Here is a 16566-nt window from a genome sequence, read left to right as displayed (position 1 = left end):
ACAGGAGCCGATCATGACCAAGACCCGCTGGGGCATCCTCTCCACCGCCCTGATCGGCACCGGGAAGGTCATCCCGGGCATCCAGCGCTCGCGCACGGCCGAGGTGACGGCGATCGCCTCGCGCGACCTCGGGCGGGCCAAGGCGGCGGCCGCCGAGCTCGGCATCCCGCGCGCCTACGGCTCCTATGCCGAGCTCCTGGCCGATCCCGACATCGAGGCGGTCTACAACCCGCTGCCCAACCACCTGCACGTGCCGCTCACCCTCGAGGCGGTGGCGGCCGGCAAGCATGTGCTGTGCGAGAAGCCGATCGGCCTCGACACGGCGGATGCCGAGCGCCTCCTCGCCCTGCCGCAGGACCGGCTGGTGATGGAGGCCTTCATGGTCCGCTTCCATCCGCAATGGCTGGCGGCGCGCGAGGCGGCCCGCTCGGGGGCGCTCGGCGAGGTGCGCGCCATCCAGTGCTTCTTCTCCTATTTCAACGACGATCCCCAGAACATTCGCAACATGGCCGATATCGGCGGCGGCGGCATCCTCGACATCGGCTGCTACCCCATCGTCGTCGCCCGCTTCATCTTCGAGGCCGAGCCGCTGCGGGTGGTCGCCCTGGTCGACCGCGATCCCGTCAGCGGCGTCGACCGGCTCGCCACCGCCATCCTCGACTTCGGCGGCGGCCGGCGGCTCGACTTCACCGTGTCGACGCAGCTCACCCCGTTCCAGCGGGTCGAGATCGTCGGCACCAGGAAGCGGCTGGAAGTGGTCATCCCCTTCAACGCGCCGCAGGGCGAGGCGGGCAAGACCCTCGCCGACGACGGCTCGCAGCTCGGCGACCGCTCGGCCGTCGCCAGCCTGACCGAGCCCGTCGACCAATATGCGGAGGAGGCCGACGCCTTCTCGGCCGCGGTGCGCGGCGAGATCGCCTTGCCCTACGGCCCGGCCGACGCGGTGCAGAACATGCGCATCATCGATGCCCTGTTCCGCTCGGAGAAGAGCGGCGCCTGGGAGACGGTCTGAGCCCGCAGCGCCGCCGGGTTCGGCGGTGCACGAGGACGTCGGAACCTTCCGCGCCGCCGCGCGTTGCCTCTGCGTGAGAGGGGATCGCGGCGCGTGGAACGTTCGGCTCAATATCGCAGGTTCGCAGCCGATTGCCTGCGCCTTGCCAGGATCGCGGGCACGGAGAAGGAGCGGCTGCTGATGGTCGCGATGGCCAGCGGCTGGCTCGACCTCGCCGAGCGCAGCGAGGGCGCGCCGGCTTCGGAGGAGCCGCTGCGCAAGGCCAGGCGCGCGCCTGCGCCGGCCGGCGGACGGACCCGGCACTGACGGCCGCGGCGCGGCGTCACTGCGCCCTCTTGCTCGCCTGGCACAGGATGATGGGCTGGGAGAGCTGGTTGTTGAAGCCGCTGCCGGAATAGACCTGCACGTTGGACGAGCCGGGCGGCAGCAGGAACGAGCCCTCGACCACCTTGCTGACATTGTCCGAGGTCACCAGGTCCCAGCTGAAGGTGCACAGCTGCGTCGGCTGCTTCGGGTCGGTGTGGCTGCACAGGAGCTGCGCCGCGCCGAGCATGGCCGCCCCGCCGCAACTCACCGGCGAGGCCGCGGCCGCGGGGCCGGCGGCGAGGATCAGCATCAGGGCCGCGGCCAGAGCCGGCCGGCAGGTCCGGAACCGGCGCGCCGTTCCCGTGTTTCTCCCACGACCGGCCGCCTCGGCCGGAGACGTCGGCCGCCGCGAAAATCCGCGCCATGCGGCATCCAGACGCTTGCACAACGAGGCCATGCTTTCTATATGCATCTTTGTCATAAGGATGCTTATGACTAGCAGGCTTCTCTTTGATGAACAACACGCCCACCCTCGGCTTCCTGCTGCATGATGTCGCGCGGCTCCTGCGCAAGCGGTTCGAGCAGCGCGCCCGGGGCCTGGGGCTGACCCGCTCGCAGTGGCAGACGCTGGCCTACCTCGCCAACAACGAAGGCATCCACCAGGGGGGCCTCGCCGAGATCCTGGAGATCGAGGGCATCACCCTGGTGCGCATCCTCGACAAGCTGGAGGAGCGCGGCCTGATCGAGCGCCGCCAGCATCCGACCGACCGCCGCATCTGGCAGCTCTATCTGCGCGACGCGGCGCTGCCGCTGATGACCCAGATGCGCGCCATCGGCGACGTCAGCCGTGCCGAAGCCCTCGCCGGCGTCGCCGACGAAGACCGCGAGCATCTGTTCAAGACGCTCACCCTCATGAAGACGAACCTGATCGACGCCTGCCGTACGCCGGTCGAAGACAGGAAGGCAAGCCATGGCTGACGGTTCCTCCCCCCTGCGCGCCACCCCCGAGACCGACGCCGGCACGGCGCAGGCCGCTGGTGTCGCCGAGCTGCGTCGCGACGACAAGGCTCCGGCGCCTTCCGCCCCCGCGCCCGCCGTCGCTCCGCCGCAGGCCCCGCCCGCTCCCGCCAAGCCGCGCCGCAGCCGCCTGCGCCCGTTCCTGTTCGCGCTGCTGCCGGTGGCGCTCGTCGTCGGCGGCTACTACTACGTGACCGGCGGGCAGGTGATGTCGACCGACAACGCCTATGTCCGGGCGGACATGGTCGGCGTCTCCACCGACGTCTCCGGCATCGTCTCCTCGATCGAGGTGCACGACAACGAGGTGGTCAAGAAGGGGCAGGTGCTGTTCCGGCTGAAGGGCGAGTCCTTCCGCATCGCGCTCGCCGGGGCGCAGGCGCAGCTCGGCACGGTGCGCAACCAGGTGCTGACCCTGAAGGCGAGCTACGACCAGGCCGTGGCCCAGATCGCCCAGGCCGAGGCCGACATTCCCTTCTACCAGACCCAGTTCAAGCGCCAGCAGGACCTCGCCTCCAGCGCCGCCGCCTCGCGCGCCGCCTACGACTCGGCCAAGCACGACCTCGACGCCGGCCTGCAGAAGGTGGCGGTGGCCAAGGCCGCGGCCCAGGCCATGCTGGCTCAGCTCGGCAACGACCCGAACCAGACGGTGGAGCAGAACCCGTTCTACCTCCAGGCCCAGGCCGGGGTCGACGCCGCCCAGCGCGACCTCAACGACACCATCGTGCGCGCGCCCTTCGACGGCATCGTCACCAACGTCTCCTCGCTGCAGGTCGGCTCCTACCTGCAGGCCTCGCAGCCCGGCTTCTCGCTGGTCTCGACCAGCAATGTCTGGATCTCGGCCATGCCGAAGGAGACCGAGCTCACCTATGTCCGGCCCGGCCAGCCCGTGACCATCACCGTCGACACCTATCCCGGCGTCGAATGGAAGGGCAAGGTCGCCAGCATCAGTCCGGCCTCGGGCTCCAGCTTCTCGCTCCTGCCGGCGCAGAACACCTCCGGCAACTGGGTGAAGGTGGTGCAGCGCATCCCGATGCGCATCAGCATCGACGACATGGCCGGCAGGCCGCCGCTGCGCGTCGGCATGAGCGTCACGGCCGATATCGACACCGGCCATGCCCGCGGCCTGCCGGACTTCGTCACCAACCTCTTCGGCCGCTTCCCCGGCGGCAAGGACCATGAGTAACGCCGTAGCCCAGCCGGCGGCCTCTCCGGTCGCCAATCGCGGCGCCATCACCGCCTGCGTCATCCTGGCGGTGATCATGCAGGCGCTGGACACCACCATCGCCAACGTGGCGCTGCCCTATATCCAGGGCAGCGTCTCGGCCAGCGCCGACCAGATCAACTGGGTGCTGACCTCCTACATCGTCGCCGCGGCGATCATGACGCCGCCCTCCGGCTTCCTCGCCGCCCGGTTCGGGCGCAAGAACGTGCTGCTCGTCGCCATCGCCGGCTTCGTCGTCGCCTCGGTGCTGTGCGGCCTGGCGCAGTCGCTGCCCCAGATCGTCGGCTTCCGCCTGCTGCAGGGCGTGTTCGGCGCCTCGCTGGTGCCGCTCTCCCAGGGCATCCTGCTCGACATCTACACGCCGGAGGAGCGCGGCTCGGCCATGGCGCTGTTCGGCGTCTCCGTGATGGTTGGCCCGGTGCTCGGGCCGGTGATCGGCGGCTGGCTGACCGAGAACATCTCCTGGCGCTGGGTGTTCTACATCAACGTGCCGATCGGCCTCGTCGCCTTCCTCGGCATCGTCACCTTCGTGACGGAGACGAAGGCGGATTCGCAGGCCCGGCTCGACTGGTTCGGCTTCGGCATGCTCTCGATCGCCATCGCCGGCCTGCAGCTCTTCCTCGACCGCGGCGAGCAGCTCGACTGGCTCTCCTCGGCGGAGGTGCAGATCGAGGCGCTGGTGGCGGCCAGCGCCTTCTACCTCTTCCTGGCGCACACCTTCACGGCCGAGCGCTCCTTCGTCAATCCGCGCCTGTTCCTCGACCGCAACTTCGCGGTGAGCATGTTCTTCATCTTCGTCGTCGGCGTCACCTATCTCGCCTCGCTGGCGCTGATGACGCCCTATCTGCAGACGCTGATGGGCTATCCCGTGATGACCGCCGGCATCGTCATGGGTCCGCGCGGCATGGGCACGATGGTGTGCATGTTCATCGTCGGCCGGCTGATCGGCAAGGTCGACACACGCGTGCTGCTCGCGGCCGGCCTCGGCCTCACCGCCTGGGCCATGTACGACATGACCGGCTGGACCCCCGACGTCTCGGAATGGACCATCGTCTCCGTCGGCTTCGTCCAGGGCGCCGGCCTCGGCTTCCTGTTCGTGCCGCTGACGACGGTCGCCTTCTCCACCTTGCCGGCGCAGATGCGCGGCGAGGGCACCGGCCTCTACAACCTCTCGCGCAATGTCGGCTCCAGCGTCGGCATCTCGGTGGTCTCGGCCCTGCTCACCGAGAACGTCCAGGTCAACCACGCCTCGATCGGCGCCTATGTCACGCCGTTCAACCGCGGCTTCGACACCACGGCCGTGCAGCACAGCCTCGACCCCCTTACCGCCGCCGGCCGCGCCGCGCTCGACAGCCTGATCACGGCGCAGGCGACGATCATCGCCTATATCGACGACTTCAAGCTCTTGATGCTGATGTCGCTGGTGGCGATGCCGCTGGTGATGCTGCTGAGGAAGCCCCAGGCCAAGCCGGCGGTGGATCACAGCGTGGCGATGGAGTGAGTGGCCGGGCGGCGGCCGCCTCTTTCACGCTTCGACGGCGGCCGTCAGAACGCGGATCGTGCGCGCGGCGAGCAGATCTTTGACCTTGGCCGCATAGGCCGCCATATGGCTCGATGCCGCGTGCGCGGCGAGATCGTCGATCGTCTGCCACTTTTCGATGACCATGAATGTATCGGGCCCGAGCGCTGTCTGGCTGGAGCCACCGTTCGCGACATCGACAACGGGCGTGTACTCGATACATCCCTTTTCAGCCCGCACAGCCGGCATGTTCGCGCGGAAATGGGCAAGAACCGCATCGCGGTGGCCGGGCTTGGCCGTGATGGTGGCGATGACATGGATCATGTGTCTCCGAGCTCCTCTCTGTGTGCTTGCCCCAACGCGGACTTGAGCTTCTCGATTGCGCTCCTTGGCGCAGACAGAACGATGCGGTCTGAATTCGCGGCGACGGCCTTCTCGGCCGAGGCCATGGAAAAATGCGCCAGCATGATCGCGCTGCAATGATGCAGGGCCGGGGCAGCATTGGCGATCAGGCGGTCATGCTCCAGGAGGTCATTCGCCATGAGAGCGCGGCGTGCGCCCGGCACCACCAGGGTTTCGATCGTCGCGTCCGATCCTCGCTGGCGTGTGAGCTCATGAAACTCCTCCTCCATTGAAGCCACGGCTGGCTCGAACGTCGCCAGCATGCCGATGCGGCCGCCGACATCGAGCGCAGCATCGAACATGGCCTCGTTCGGCTTGAGAACGGGGATCGGCAGAGCGCGGGCGGCGGCTTCGATACCTTTGCCGAAGGCGGAACAGGTGAACAGGATCCCATCCGCGCCCGTTCCTGCCACATAGGAGGCGAGACCGACCATCCGTTGCGAAAGTTCCGGGGTCAGGTCTCCGGCGATCTCGCGGTCGCGCGTCAAGGAGTCGTCGAGAAGATTGGTGCGCCTGGCCTCCGGCCAATAGGCCTTGAAGGCATCCTCGATAGGCTGCACGGCGGCCTGCACGGCGTGGATCAACGCTATTCGTGTCATGATCGGCTTTCGCTGTGGGACTTGCGGCGATTTCCGGAAGGGCTTGCCAGGCCGCCGGGACAACATCCGGCGAGCCCGACTTGCGGGATTCGGCACGTTTCAACGCGCATCGACGGGCACCTCGGTGGCGACGCGCAGGCCGGCCGCCTTCTCGTAACAGAGCCGCGAAGCGAGCAGGTGCTGGCTGCACAGCCTCACGAGCGTCGCCCTGTCGCGGCCCTCGATGGCCTCGATCATCAGCCAGTGCTCCCGGCGGGACTGCTCGAGATAGCCGGGATAGGTCAGGCAATAGAAGCGGATGCCATGCGTTCGCAGCGCGAACTGCTTGATGGCCTCGGCGAGGTAGCGATTGCCGGTCTTGGCGAACAGATGTTCGTGGAACTCGACGTTGGAGCGGAAGACGAGGCCGAGATCTCCATGGGCGACCGCCTGGTCGTGCACGGCCTGGATGGCCTTGAGATCATCGAGATCGGCCTTGTCCATCGGCATCGGCACGAGGCTGGCGGCCTGGGTCTCGAGGAGATCGCGCACCACATAGAGCTGCTGGATATCCTCGGCGGCATAGACGCGAACCATGGCACCGCGATTGGGGATGCGATCGACCACGCCCATCTGCTCGAGATCCGCCAACGCCTGGCGGATCACGTGCCTTTTCACCGAGAAGCGGCGCATGAGATCGTCTTCCACCAGCCTCTCGCGAGGGTGAAGACGTCCAAGCACGATATCCTGTTCAAGCGACGCAACGACAGGGTTGAGCATGTCGCTGTCCTTGCGGTTCGCCGAACTGCCTTCATCTTGAGCCCGAGCTGCCGATACCATTCCGCTCCCACGAATGCCTTGTGTGCCTGCCGGTCTCTCCTGCATGGATCACACCACGCCGACCAGTGGCTCGCCGGCGAAATGCGCCAACAGGTTGTCGAGCACAAGGGTCTCCATCGCCTGCCGTGTATCCTCCGTGGCGCTGGCCCGGTGAGGCTGGAGGACGACCCGATCGAGCCCCAACAGGGCAGAAGGAACGTTCGGCTCGTCAACGAAAACGTCCAGCCCGGCGCCGCCGAGCCGGTGCTCGACCAGGGCTTCGACCAGGGCCTGCTCATCGACGAGACTGCCGCGAGCGACGTTGATCAGCAGGCCCTGCGGTCCCAGGGCCCCCAGCACCGCCCTGTCGACGATGCGGAACGACGCCGGGCCACCGGAGGCCGCCAGAATCAGCGCATCGCAGCCCTGCGCCAAGGCCAGCACCGTCGGGGCGAACGCGTAGGGCACATCCTCGAACGCCTGGATGTCGCTGTAGCGGATCGTTGCGCGGAAGGCCTCGAGGCGCCTCGCGATCGCTCGGCCGACCCGGCCCAACCCGACGATCCCGACGCGCATTCCCGTCACCTTTCGCCCGAGCGGCAGCGCGGAACCCGGCTTCCAGCCTCCCGCGCGGACGAAACGGTCCGCCTGGCAGAGACGCCTGGCACAGGCCAGGAGGAGTGCGAGCGCGAGATCTGCGACATCATCGGTGAGGAGGTTCGGCGTCGTCGTGACCACGATCCCGTGGCGATGGGTCAATTGGAGGTCGACGGCATCGGTACCCACGCCGCGGATCGACACGATCCGAAGCCGGGGAAGATGCTCGACGACCTCATTCGGCGCGCCCTTGGCGCCCGAGGTCGCAATCGCAACGATGTCCGCGGCATATTTTTCAAGGGAGAACCCCGGTTCATAGGACCTATGGACGTCGAAGCTCTCGGCGAATCGGTTCTCGGTGGTCTGGTTGAAGCGGTCCAGCAGCAGAAGCCCGGGTTTCGCGGCGGAGGCATCCGGGGTCATCGGTCTTCTCCGATCGTCGCCGTGACGGACCCGATGCCGGGCAGCCGTGCGGCGACCTTCGCGGGCGCCGTGACGAATGCGACTCCGGTGACCGACCCTGTCGTCACAACCGTCCCGGCCCGAAGCCCGCCGAACGGGCGGGCGCCGACATTGGCGAGCCAGAGGAGCAGACGAAGCGGGTCTCCGGCGGGGTTGCCCCCCACGACCGCTGCGCTGGTCTCGCCGTTGATCGACAGGATGGTTTCCTGCGACGTCACCGCGACATCGCACCAATCCGAGCGCCCCTCTCCGACGATGAGCGCGCCGTGATTGAGCTGGTCCGCGACGTGGCTGAAGCGATCCTGCGAGGCCCATTCGACAAAACGGGTGTCGGAGATCTCGATCACCGGATGAATAGAGCCGATGGCCGCGATCAACTCGTCGGGCTCATAGTCCCGATCGCGTGGCGGCAGGTCGGACGAAAGCCGGTACGCGATCTCCGCCTCGATGCCGAGCATATGAAACATGGCGGCGGGAATCACGGTTCCGGATTCGAACGTCGTGGCCGTTGCGATCGCGGCGCAAGCGGGTTCCGCGTCCGGCCTCGGCGCACCGACCTTCCAGGCTGCAATAGGGCCGAGCTCGGCAAGAACCTTGCCCTGAATGGCATAGGAGTCCCGCAAGGACCGCGGGCGGCAGGCTTCGGGCAGCGAAGGGAGCCAGCGACGGGCTCGGCGGGCCTGCAGAAGGGCGGAGGCGGCTTGATCGACGGGTTCGAGCACCATCATGCGGCCCTCACGCCGAGAAGCGCTTCAGCCAGCCGAGACCGGCGCTTGTTTCCGTCGCCGGGCGATACTCACAGCCGACCCATCCCGCGTAACCCAGCTCATCGATCCGCCGAAACACATAGTCCCAGGCAATCTCACCCGTCCCCGGCTCGTTGCGGCCGGGAACGTCGGCAACCTGCATGTGGGCGATTGCCGGCATCAGGGCCTCCAGCCGGCGCGTCACATCGCCCTGCGCCACCTGGCAATGGTAGATGTCGAACTGAAGGCCGATGCGCTCGCGCCCGATCGCCTCGACAACCGCCGCGCCCTCTTCCTGCGTCCGGAGGAAGAAGCCGGGCACGTCGCGCTGATTGATCGGTTCGAGGACCAGCCTCACGCCGGCCGGCTCCGCCTGATCCGCAGCCCAGGCAACGTTGGCGGCATAGGCGGCCGCGGCCGTGTCGCGGCTGAGATCGGAGGGGACGATGCCCGCCATCAGATGGACCAGGCCGCAGTCCAGGTCCGCCGCGTAGTCCAGCGCCTTCCTCACACCGTCCCGGAACTCGTCACGTCGCGCGGGGACGCACGCCATGCCGGAGCCGCCACCGGCGGGCGTGTTGAACAGCACCTGGCGAAGGCCGCAGGCTCGCAATCGGCCGCGGATTTCAGCGGCGCTGAACTCGTAAGGCGAGGCGTATTCGACGGCCTGAAAACCGGCGCGCGCCGCGGCGTCGAACCGATCCAGGAATGGCAACTCGGTGAAGAGCCATTTGAGGTTGGCGCAGAATTTCGGCATTTCACAGTCCTCGCAGCGCGGCGCTGCTTTGGTTGAATGGAGTGAGAACCAGCGGCATCAGCCGTTGAACTCGACAATGCAGAGCCCTGCGTGGTGATCGGTGGTGAAGATCAGGCCATTGCTGTCGACGAAAACGTCGCACATCTGAATCACCGGGTCCCGGCCCGACTTTCCATCCATCATCCGGGGCGGCGGCGGGGGCACGAGGGCTCCCACCTCGACAGGGGCATATTGGTCGCGAATGTCGAAGACCCTCAGTCCGGCATTCTGATAGGTCGCGAAGATCAGGTCCGAGCTGACGAAGGAGCCCGGCCGGTTCTCATGGATGTTGTGCGGCCCGAAATGGCCGCCCTTCGCCTTGTAGTCGGCGTCCCTGGGCGAGGGAAAGGTCGAGATGCTGACCGGGTTGGAAGGCTCGCGGATGTCGAACAGCCAGATCGGCTTGTCGCCATCCTCCTGATGGTCGAGCACGGCCTCGTCGAGAACGACGAGCAGGTCGCGATCGGGCAGTGGCAAGGCGTTGTGGGTGCCGCCGCCGAAGGGAGGCGCCCAGCTCTTGTGCGCGATGAGCCGCGGCTTTGCCCGATCGGCGACGTCGACGACGGCAAGACAGCCATCACGCCAGCTGCAATAGGCCGTGTCGCCGTGGACGATGGGATGATGCAGCCCGTAGCGCCCGAATTCCAAGGGCCAGTCCGGCGTCTCGCCGGCCGCCAGATTCATGCCGGGCAGCCAAAATCGCCCCGTCTCGACGGGCTTCGTCGGATCGGCCATGTCGATGGTGATCATGATGTAGTCGCTGAAGCCGTCGAGCAGCGCCGAAGCGTAGGCCCAGCGTCCGCCGACGTACCAGATCCGGTGAAGACCCACGCCCTCCACCGGCATGAAGCCGATCTGGCGCGGCTCCTCGGGCTTCGACAGATCCCAGACGCTCATGCCGGCGGTCCAGGTCCGATCCTCCCTTCCCAGGTTGAAGGCGGTCGATGATTTCGCCTTGTAATAGCTCTTGTCGTCGGAGAAGGCAGGCAGGGCCTTCATGTCACGGCCATTGACCACCAGAAGCAGATCGTCGTGCGCCTGGAGATGGATGTTCCAGGTGTGGAGCGGGGCTTCCATATATCTGACGAAGCGGGGATTCTTGGGATCGCGCACATCGATGATGCTGAATCCCTTCGAATACATGTGGCCGACATAGGCATAGCCGCGATGCACCATCAGCTGGTTGCCATCCGGCCGGCCGCCCTGATCGCTGAAACCGATCAGGCGCATGTTCCTGGCGTAAGCTGGCGATGGGCATTCGGTCATGACTTCTCTCCGAAAGGGCGCGCGGCGGCAGGGCCGTCGTCAGATCGAGGGCTTGCTCTTGCCCATGATGAGGGAGACGATTTCGTGCTCGTCACAGTCTTTCGTGGCGATCTCGGCTGCCTTCCGGCCCCGGTGAAGGATGGCCAGGCGGTCGGTGACGGCAATGACGTCGAGGATGTTGTGGGTGATGTAGATGACCGCGACGCCCTGGGAGGCCAGCTGGCGCGTCAGGGCCAGGACCTTGCGTTGTTCCGGAACGCTGAGCGCTGCCGTCGGCTCGTCGAGAATGACGAGCTTGGCCTTCCAGCGTATCGCCCGGGCAATCGCGATGGCCTGCCTCTGGCCCCCTGAAAAGCCCTCCACGTCGAGGCGAAGCGAGGGAATATGGATGTCGAGCTGGTCCAGCGTCTTCTTGACGTCCTCCAGCATCGCGCGCTGGTTCATGACGCGAAGGAGGCCCTTGAACCAGCCGATCTCGCGGCCGATGAACAGGTTGGCGGCGGCATCCAGATTGGGGATCAGGGCGAGGTCCTGAAAGACCGTCTCGATGCCGAGGGAACGGGCGACGTTCGGAGACGAGATCGAGACGGATTTTCCTTCGCATTGCATCGTGCCGGAAGTCGGTATGTAGACACCCGAAATGCTCTTGATGAGTGTCGACTTTCCGGCGCCATTGTCTCCCAGCAGGCCGAGAACCTCGCCGGGATAGATGTCGAGATCGATATCGCGCAACGCCTGAATGCCGCCGAACTGCTTGCAAAGGCCTCGGATCTGCAGGAAGGGCGTGGAGTTCCTCGCCGTGCTCCACGCATTCGCGCCGTTGTGTGCCTGAGTTGCCGCGGTCGTCATCTTGGCAATTCCGATTTTGATGGGGAGAAGAAGGCTCGCGCTATTTCATCACTTTGATCTTGCCGCGCTGGATCGAGAGCAGGACCGCGCCCACCAGCACGATGCCGGTCAGGACCGTCTGCACATCCGTCGATATGCCCAGGATGATGAGGCCGTTGGCGAGCGTGCTCATGACCAGGCTGCCGACGATGGTGCCGAGGATCGAGCCGCGCCCCCCCGTCAGCGAGGTGCCCCCGATCACCACCGCCGAGATGGCGGTCAATTCAAAGCCTGTCCCCATTGTCGGGCTGCCCGAGCCGATCTCCGCGGCCAGGATGCCTCCGCCGAGGCCGGCCAGGGCACCGGACATGGTGAACACGGCGATCTTCACGCCATTGACCGGCAGGCCGAGCATGCTGGCCTTGTCCTCGTCACCGCCGATGGCAAAGGTGTAGCGGCCGAAGGTCGTCTTGAGCAGCACGAAGGAGGCGACCAGGGCCAGCCCGATCACGATGAAAATCGGGACCGGCGGGATGCCGATGTCGGAAAAGAGGCCGTCGAAAGGGATCGGAACCGGCGTGCCGTTGCTGATGATCAGCGTCAGGCCGCGGGCAACCGACAAGGAGCCCAGCGTGACCACGAACGAGGGTATGCGACCATGAACGAAGACGAGAGCGTTGGTCAGGCCGATGAGGGCGCCGATCAGCGGCGTCAGGAAAAAGGCGCTGCTGCCGATCTGGTTGCTCGCCATGGCGGCAAGGGTCGCGGTCAGCGCCATGTTCGATCCAACCGAAAGATCGATGCTGCCGATGAGGATCACGAATGTCATCCCGATCGCGACCACGCATTGCACGGCGCTGTTCTGCAGGATCGTCTCGAAATTGCCTCGCGTGAGAAACAGCGAGGGCGCCAGCAGTCCGAAAAACACGATGAGCAAGATCAGCGCGGCATAGGCGATATAGCGCCCGAGAATATCGGACGCCATGCCCGGGAATGATGTTGCGAAGCGCCCCAGTTCGAGCCGACGGCGCCAGGATGCAGTGATCTGAGAGGACATTGAAGATCCGGATTGCGCTGTTGCAAAGTCGAGAGACCGCAAGCAATCTCTCGACTGCGTTTTCCTGCGTCGGCTTACTTGAGCGTCAGGGGAGGGGTCTGTGTCTTGGTGTCCGGATTGAACGTCAGCATATAGTGTTTGATATCGAAAGGTGGGTTCGAGTCGATATACTGGGCTTTGAATTTGCTGAATCCGTCCGCGTCGACGCCGACATCTTCAATGCGTGAGAAGTCGGACAGAGGCTTATGTCCGTGCACATAGTCATACGCGATCATCTCGGCAAAGCCGAGCATCAGCCAATGACCGCCGATCGAATAGATGAAGTTCGTCTTGTCCTTGATCAGATCGAGAGCCTGCGGATTGAGGTCCATGGAGCCGATCTTGATCTCCTTGTCCCGTCCGGCCTGCTTGATCGCCCGGTAAGCCCCGACGCAGAGCGCGTCGTTATAGCACCAGACGCCGTCGATGGTTCCGCTCGGATGGGCCGAGAGGAGGTTTTGCATCGTCGCGTAACCGTTGTCCTCGGATTGAAGGACGCCGACATATTGCAGGAGCTTGACGCCCTTGTCGGCTGAGGCGGCGATCGCGTCGCGCATTCCCTTGGAGCGTTCCTGATTGTTCGAATCGCCGGGCGTGCCGCCGATGGCCACGAAATTCTTGACGCCCTGGTCGATCATGAATTGCGCAATCTTGCGTCCCGCATCGACATTGTCGGGGCCGACGAAGGTCAGATAGGGCGATTCCTTGTTGTTGGCGGGAAAGCCGGGATATCGGTCGGTCGCGATTGCCGGCACCTTCGCGCGGTCGGCGAGGCGAATGATGGCCGGGGCATTTGCCGCCGAGACCGGGACGAATATCAGGGCTTTCACATCGCGCGACAGCAACGACTGTACGTCCTGGATCTGCTTGTCTTCCTTGCCGGCGGCATCGACAACAACGAGATTGATATCGAGTATCTTGGCGACGTATTGGGCGTAATCGACGATACGAACCCAAGCAGGGTCGTTCATATACGGCACCGAAGCACCCATCGTGATTGGCTCTTCGGCGAGAGCGGGCTGCAGGCTGCCGAAAGAGATGCCGCTCAAGACGATGAACCCGGTCGCCATCCTGCCGATGATACGGCGCCGCATTGTCGAATTGATCATGATTTCCTCCTCGCGCCGTTCTCTGCCGGGCGTCGAGAGGCCGGCTGCGGCGTTGCCGAGGACAATGCGACGACGATCCTTTCTCGTCAATAGGATTATTGATAATTTTGTCGATGAAAAACTCTCGCCCAGGGCGCCGGCTTCGGCCTCCTCTTGTGCCGCTGACGACGGTCGCCTTCTCCACCTTGCCGGCGCAGATGCGCGGCGAGGGCACCGGCCTCTACAACCTCTCGCGCAATGTCGGCTCCAGCGTCGGCATCTCGGTGGTCTCGGCCCTGCTCACCGAGAACGTCCAGGTCAACCACGCCTCGATCGGCGCCTATGTCACGCCGTTCAACCGCGGCTTCGACACCACGGCCGTGCAGCAAAGCCTCGACCCCTTCACCGCCGCGGGCCGCGCCGCGCTCGACAACCTGATCACGGCCCAGGCGACGATCATCGCCTATATCGACGACTTCAAGCTCTCGATGCTGATGTCGCTGGTGGCGATGCCGCTGGTGATGCTGCTGAGGAAGCCGGCGAGCAAGCCCGCAGTGGATCACAGCGTGGCGATGGAGTGAGGGGCGGTGTCAGCCGCGGTAGCTGTCCATCCAGGCCAGGGCGTCGCGCTCGGCTTCGGCCAGCGTCGCGAACAGGCCTGAGCGGTGGCGGTCGTCGTCGTTGGGGTCGGTGGGGTTGATGAACTCCGCGAGATAACGCGCCGTGCCGTCGCCACGACTGATCAGGGCGATGAAGGTGCCGCCGCCGAAGTCGATGATGCGGTGGACGCGCTCGGGATCGCGAAGGTCGTCGAGGTAGGGTGGGAGTTCGAAGGGCATGACAGACGGCGATTGGCGTGCCTCGCGCTATCGCGTCTTCGCCGCTGCCAACCCAAACGTCTCGATCGCCCCTCGTCCGCTCGCAAGGCTCTCGATCCAGCCTGCCTCTCGCGCCTGCTTCTCCCGTGCGTCCGCGATGCGTGAGCGGACCGTGGCCGGCGACAGGGCGACGAGGCCGTCATCGTCGCCGATGACGAGATCGCCCGGGGTCACCAGCCGTCCGCCGATGACCACCGGCGCATTGATCGAGCCGCGCTCGGCGGAGGCCGGCCCACGGGGCGTGACGAACCTGGCAAAGACCGAGAAGTCGGGCCACGTGGCCAGGGTCGCGACGTCACGGACGGCACCGTCGCAGACGATGCCGACGCCGCCGCGGTTTCGGACGTGCCCGCCGAGGATCTCGCCGATCATGGCGAATTCGGCATTGCCGGCTGCCGCGATCATCAGGACGTCGCCCGGGCCGACGATGTCGAGCGCGTGGACCACCGCCCCGAAGTCGGGAGGCTCGCACGAGACGGTCACGGCGCGTCCGAACAAGGCAGGTTGCCGGCCCGGCGGATTGAGCGGGCGGATGGCCGGATCGATCTGGCCGATGTCCCGTGCCAGGTCCACGGCGATCGCCACGGGGACGGAGCGCCAGGCCTCGACCTCCGCCGGCGTGAGATCGGACCGAGGGGCGGAATGGATGGTGACGGTCATCTCAGCTTCCCTGCATCGTCGTGATCGCCTTCGCCAGACGCCTGACGCCTTCGTGCAGCGTGTCGGGCTCGTTGAAGGAGAAGTTGATGCGGAGCGCACGGCGATCGAGGCCCGACGCATCGAAGACGCTGCTGGGCACGACGCAGACGCCAGCCGCCATGGCATGGGGGAGAAGCAGGTCCGTGTCCATCGCCGGGTCCTTCGCCACGGCCCAGACGAACATGCCGCCGACCGGGATGTCCCAGTCGAACCAGTCGCCGAGGTGCTCCGCCATCGCCGCGCAGAGCGCATCGCGGCGCCGACGGTAGATGTCGAGGACCGCCGGCTGGATACGCTCGATCAGGCCCGCCTCCAGGGCTGCCAGGGCGATGCGTTGGGTGACGCCGCTGGTGCACATGTCCGAGCCCTGCTTGGCCATGGTGAGCGCCTCGATCATCTCGGGCGCGGCAATGACCCAGCCGATCCGCAGGCCGGGGGCGATCTCCTTCGACAGGGTGCCCATGTAGACGACCGGGCCCTGGTAGGGCTCGCCGGGACGGGAGCGCGCGCTGAGCTCGATCATCCGGGGCAGGGGCGCGCCATCGTAGTGCAACGTGCCGTAGGGGTCGTCCTCGATCAGCCAGGTGCCGCTGCGATCCGCGGCATCGGCCAGGGCCTGCCGCATCCCGACATCGACCATCCTGCCGGTCGGGTTGGAGAAGTTGGGCACCGTGTAGGCGAACTGCGCGCCGTCGAGCGCGGACAGGGGCTCGAAATCCGGTGCCTCCAGGATCATCTTGCGGACTGTCGGAGAGCGCGGGCGCCAGGCGTCGAGCGCGCCCAGGTAGGTCGGGAACTGGCCGGCAATGAGGCCGCCCTCCTCCAGCAGCACCTTGCCGATCAGATCGAGGCCCTGCATGCCGCCCGAGGTGACCAGCACGTTGGCCCGCGTGAGATTGAGCGCCGCCGAGCCGAAGCGTGCGGCCAGCTTGTCGCGCAGCTCGGGCAGCCCCTCGATCGGCCCATAGCCGAGCACCTCCCCCGGATGGGCTTCGATCACGTCGCGGGCGATGGTCGCGATCTCCGATGCCGGAAACGTGCTCGGTTCGGGCAATCCCCCCGCCAGGCTGATCAATCCGGGGATACGGCCCGCCGACAGGAACACGCGCGTGATGTCGTTCGTCGTGTCCATCCACCTGGCGAATGACGGCCGTCGGGCGGTCAAGCGCGACGGTGCGGTTCTCGACATCTCCATGCTCACCTCCAGCCTGGCGGCAGGATAACACTCGCGTTCG

At 66.1% G+C, this 16566-nt stretch carries 19 protein-coding genes and 1 pseudogene; 6 read left to right on the top strand and 14 right to left on the bottom strand.

Annotated elements, in window-relative coordinates; translation table 11 throughout:
- Nucleotides 1–13: 13 nt before the first annotated feature.
- Nucleotides 14–1012 carry a Gfo/Idh/MocA family protein gene (locus tag QO011_RS24780; protein WP_307277931.1) on the top strand — a complete coding sequence of 333 codons (999 nt, stop codon included), beginning with the start codon at nt 14–16 and terminating at the stop codon, nt 1010–1012.
- Between the two features lie 93 nt (nt 1013–1105).
- Nucleotides 1106–1318, top strand: a complete 213-nt coding sequence (locus tag QO011_RS24775; protein WP_307277928.1) for a hypothetical protein — start codon at nt 1106–1108, stop codon at nt 1316–1318.
- A 16-nt stretch (nt 1319–1334) separates the two neighbouring features.
- On the opposite strand, the gene QO011_RS24770 is transcribed toward QO011_RS24775, so the two are convergent.
- Entirely contained in the window at nt 1335–1628 is a 294-nt protein-coding gene (locus tag QO011_RS24770) for a hypothetical protein (protein ID WP_307277924.1), read from the bottom strand.
- 203 nt (nt 1629–1831) lie between these two features.
- Between QO011_RS24770 and QO011_RS24765 the strand changes: the two genes are divergently transcribed.
- From QO011_RS24765 to QO011_RS24755, 3 genes are read left to right on the top strand one after another with little or no spacing between them, the layout of a single operon-like run.
- Nucleotides 1832–2296, top strand: a complete 465-nt coding sequence (locus QO011_RS24765; protein ID WP_307277922.1) for a MarR family winged helix-turn-helix transcriptional regulator — start codon at nt 1832–1834, stop codon at nt 2294–2296.
- Nucleotides 2289–3518: an HlyD family secretion protein gene (locus QO011_RS24760; protein WP_307277919.1), complete on the top strand. Its 1230-nt coding sequence runs from the start codon at nt 2289–2291 to the stop codon at nt 3516–3518. The genes QO011_RS24765 and QO011_RS24760 overlap by 8 nt, the downstream gene beginning before the upstream one ends.
- The gene (locus QO011_RS24755) at nt 3511–5058 is read left to right on the top strand and encodes a DHA2 family efflux MFS transporter permease subunit (protein ID WP_307277917.1); all 1548 of its coding nucleotides are present in this window, start codon (nt 3511–3513) and stop codon (nt 5056–5058) included. Before QO011_RS24760 ends, QO011_RS24755 begins: the two co-directional genes overlap by 8 nt.
- A gap of 24 nt (nt 5059–5082) precedes the next feature.
- On the opposite strand, the gene QO011_RS24750 is transcribed toward QO011_RS24755, so the two are convergent.
- The 10 genes from QO011_RS24750 to QO011_RS24705 form a co-directional block, all read right to left on the bottom strand.
- Complete coding sequence (locus tag QO011_RS24750) at nt 5083–5400, bottom strand: putative quinol monooxygenase (protein WP_307277915.1); 318 nt, start codon at nt 5398–5400, stop codon at nt 5083–5085.
- Nucleotides 5397–6077 carry an aspartate/glutamate racemase family protein gene (locus QO011_RS24745; protein ID WP_307277912.1) on the bottom strand — a complete coding sequence of 227 codons (681 nt, stop codon included), beginning with the start codon at nt 6075–6077 and terminating at the stop codon, nt 5397–5399. The genes QO011_RS24750 and QO011_RS24745 overlap by 4 nt, the downstream gene beginning before the upstream one ends.
- 99 nt (nt 6078–6176) lie before the next feature.
- Nucleotides 6177–6941 (bottom strand): GntR family transcriptional regulator, encoded by a 765-nt coding sequence (locus QO011_RS24740; RefSeq protein WP_307277910.1) that lies wholly within the window; start codon nt 6939–6941, stop codon nt 6177–6179.
- Nucleotides 6942–6944: 3 nt separating this feature from the next.
- Nucleotides 6945–7895, bottom strand: coding sequence for a 2-hydroxyacid dehydrogenase (locus QO011_RS24735; protein WP_307277906.1), 951 nt, complete (start codon nt 7893–7895; stop codon nt 6945–6947).
- Nucleotides 7892–8662, bottom strand: coding sequence for a 2-keto-4-pentenoate hydratase (locus QO011_RS24730; protein WP_307277902.1), 771 nt, complete (start codon nt 8660–8662; stop codon nt 7892–7894). The genes QO011_RS24735 and QO011_RS24730 overlap by 4 nt, the downstream gene beginning before the upstream one ends.
- A gap of 7 nt (nt 8663–8669) precedes the next feature.
- A complete protein-coding gene (otnI, locus tag QO011_RS24725; protein ID WP_307277898.1) occupies nt 8670–9437 on the bottom strand; it encodes a 2-oxo-tetronate isomerase in 768 nt (255 codons plus the stop codon).
- A 57-nt stretch (nt 9438–9494) separates the two neighbouring features.
- Nucleotides 9495–10742, bottom strand: coding sequence for an LVIVD repeat-containing protein (locus QO011_RS24720; protein ID WP_307277895.1), 1248 nt, complete (start codon nt 10740–10742; stop codon nt 9495–9497).
- Between the two features lie 39 nt (nt 10743–10781).
- Entirely contained in the window at nt 10782–11591 is an 810-nt protein-coding gene (locus QO011_RS24715; protein ID WP_307277893.1) for an ATP-binding cassette domain-containing protein, read from the bottom strand.
- 40 nt (nt 11592–11631) lie between these two features.
- Entirely contained in the window at nt 11632–12627 is a 996-nt protein-coding gene (locus QO011_RS24710) for an ABC transporter permease (RefSeq protein ID WP_307277890.1), read from the bottom strand.
- Between the two features lie 74 nt (nt 12628–12701).
- Nucleotides 12702–13775, bottom strand: a complete 1074-nt coding sequence (locus QO011_RS24705; protein ID WP_307277888.1) for a substrate-binding domain-containing protein — start codon at nt 13773–13775, stop codon at nt 12702–12704.
- Nucleotides 13776–13904: 129 nt separating this feature from the next.
- Between QO011_RS24705 and QO011_RS24700 the strand changes: the two are divergent.
- Nucleotides 13905–14335: pseudogene (locus tag QO011_RS24700) on the top strand (EmrB/QacA family drug resistance transporter); the annotation flags it as partial.
- 9 nt (nt 14336–14344) lie between these two features.
- Here QO011_RS24700 and QO011_RS24695 read toward each other — a convergent pair.
- The 3 genes from QO011_RS24695 to QO011_RS24685 are packed head-to-tail and all read right to left on the bottom strand — an operon-like array spanning nt 14345 to nt 16463.
- Nucleotides 14345–14593 carry a hypothetical protein gene (locus QO011_RS24695; protein ID WP_307277885.1) on the bottom strand — a complete coding sequence of 83 codons (249 nt, stop codon included), beginning with the start codon at nt 14591–14593 and terminating at the stop codon, nt 14345–14347.
- 27 nt (nt 14594–14620) lie between these two features.
- On the bottom strand, nt 14621–15292 hold the full coding sequence (locus tag QO011_RS24690; RefSeq protein ID WP_307277883.1) for an RraA family protein: 672 nt from the start codon (nt 15290–15292) through the stop codon (nt 14621–14623).
- Between the two features lies 1 nt (nt 15293).
- Nucleotides 15294–16463, bottom strand: coding sequence for an aminotransferase-like domain-containing protein (locus QO011_RS24685; protein WP_307277882.1), 1170 nt, complete (start codon nt 16461–16463; stop codon nt 15294–15296).
- Nucleotides 16464–16566 lie beyond the last annotated feature (103 nt).

The organism is Labrys wisconsinensis, assembly GCF_030814995.1.
Lineage (GTDB): Bacteria > Pseudomonadota > Alphaproteobacteria > Rhizobiales > Labraceae > Labrys > Labrys wisconsinensis.
This window is presented reverse-complemented; position numbering and strand designations above follow the sequence as displayed.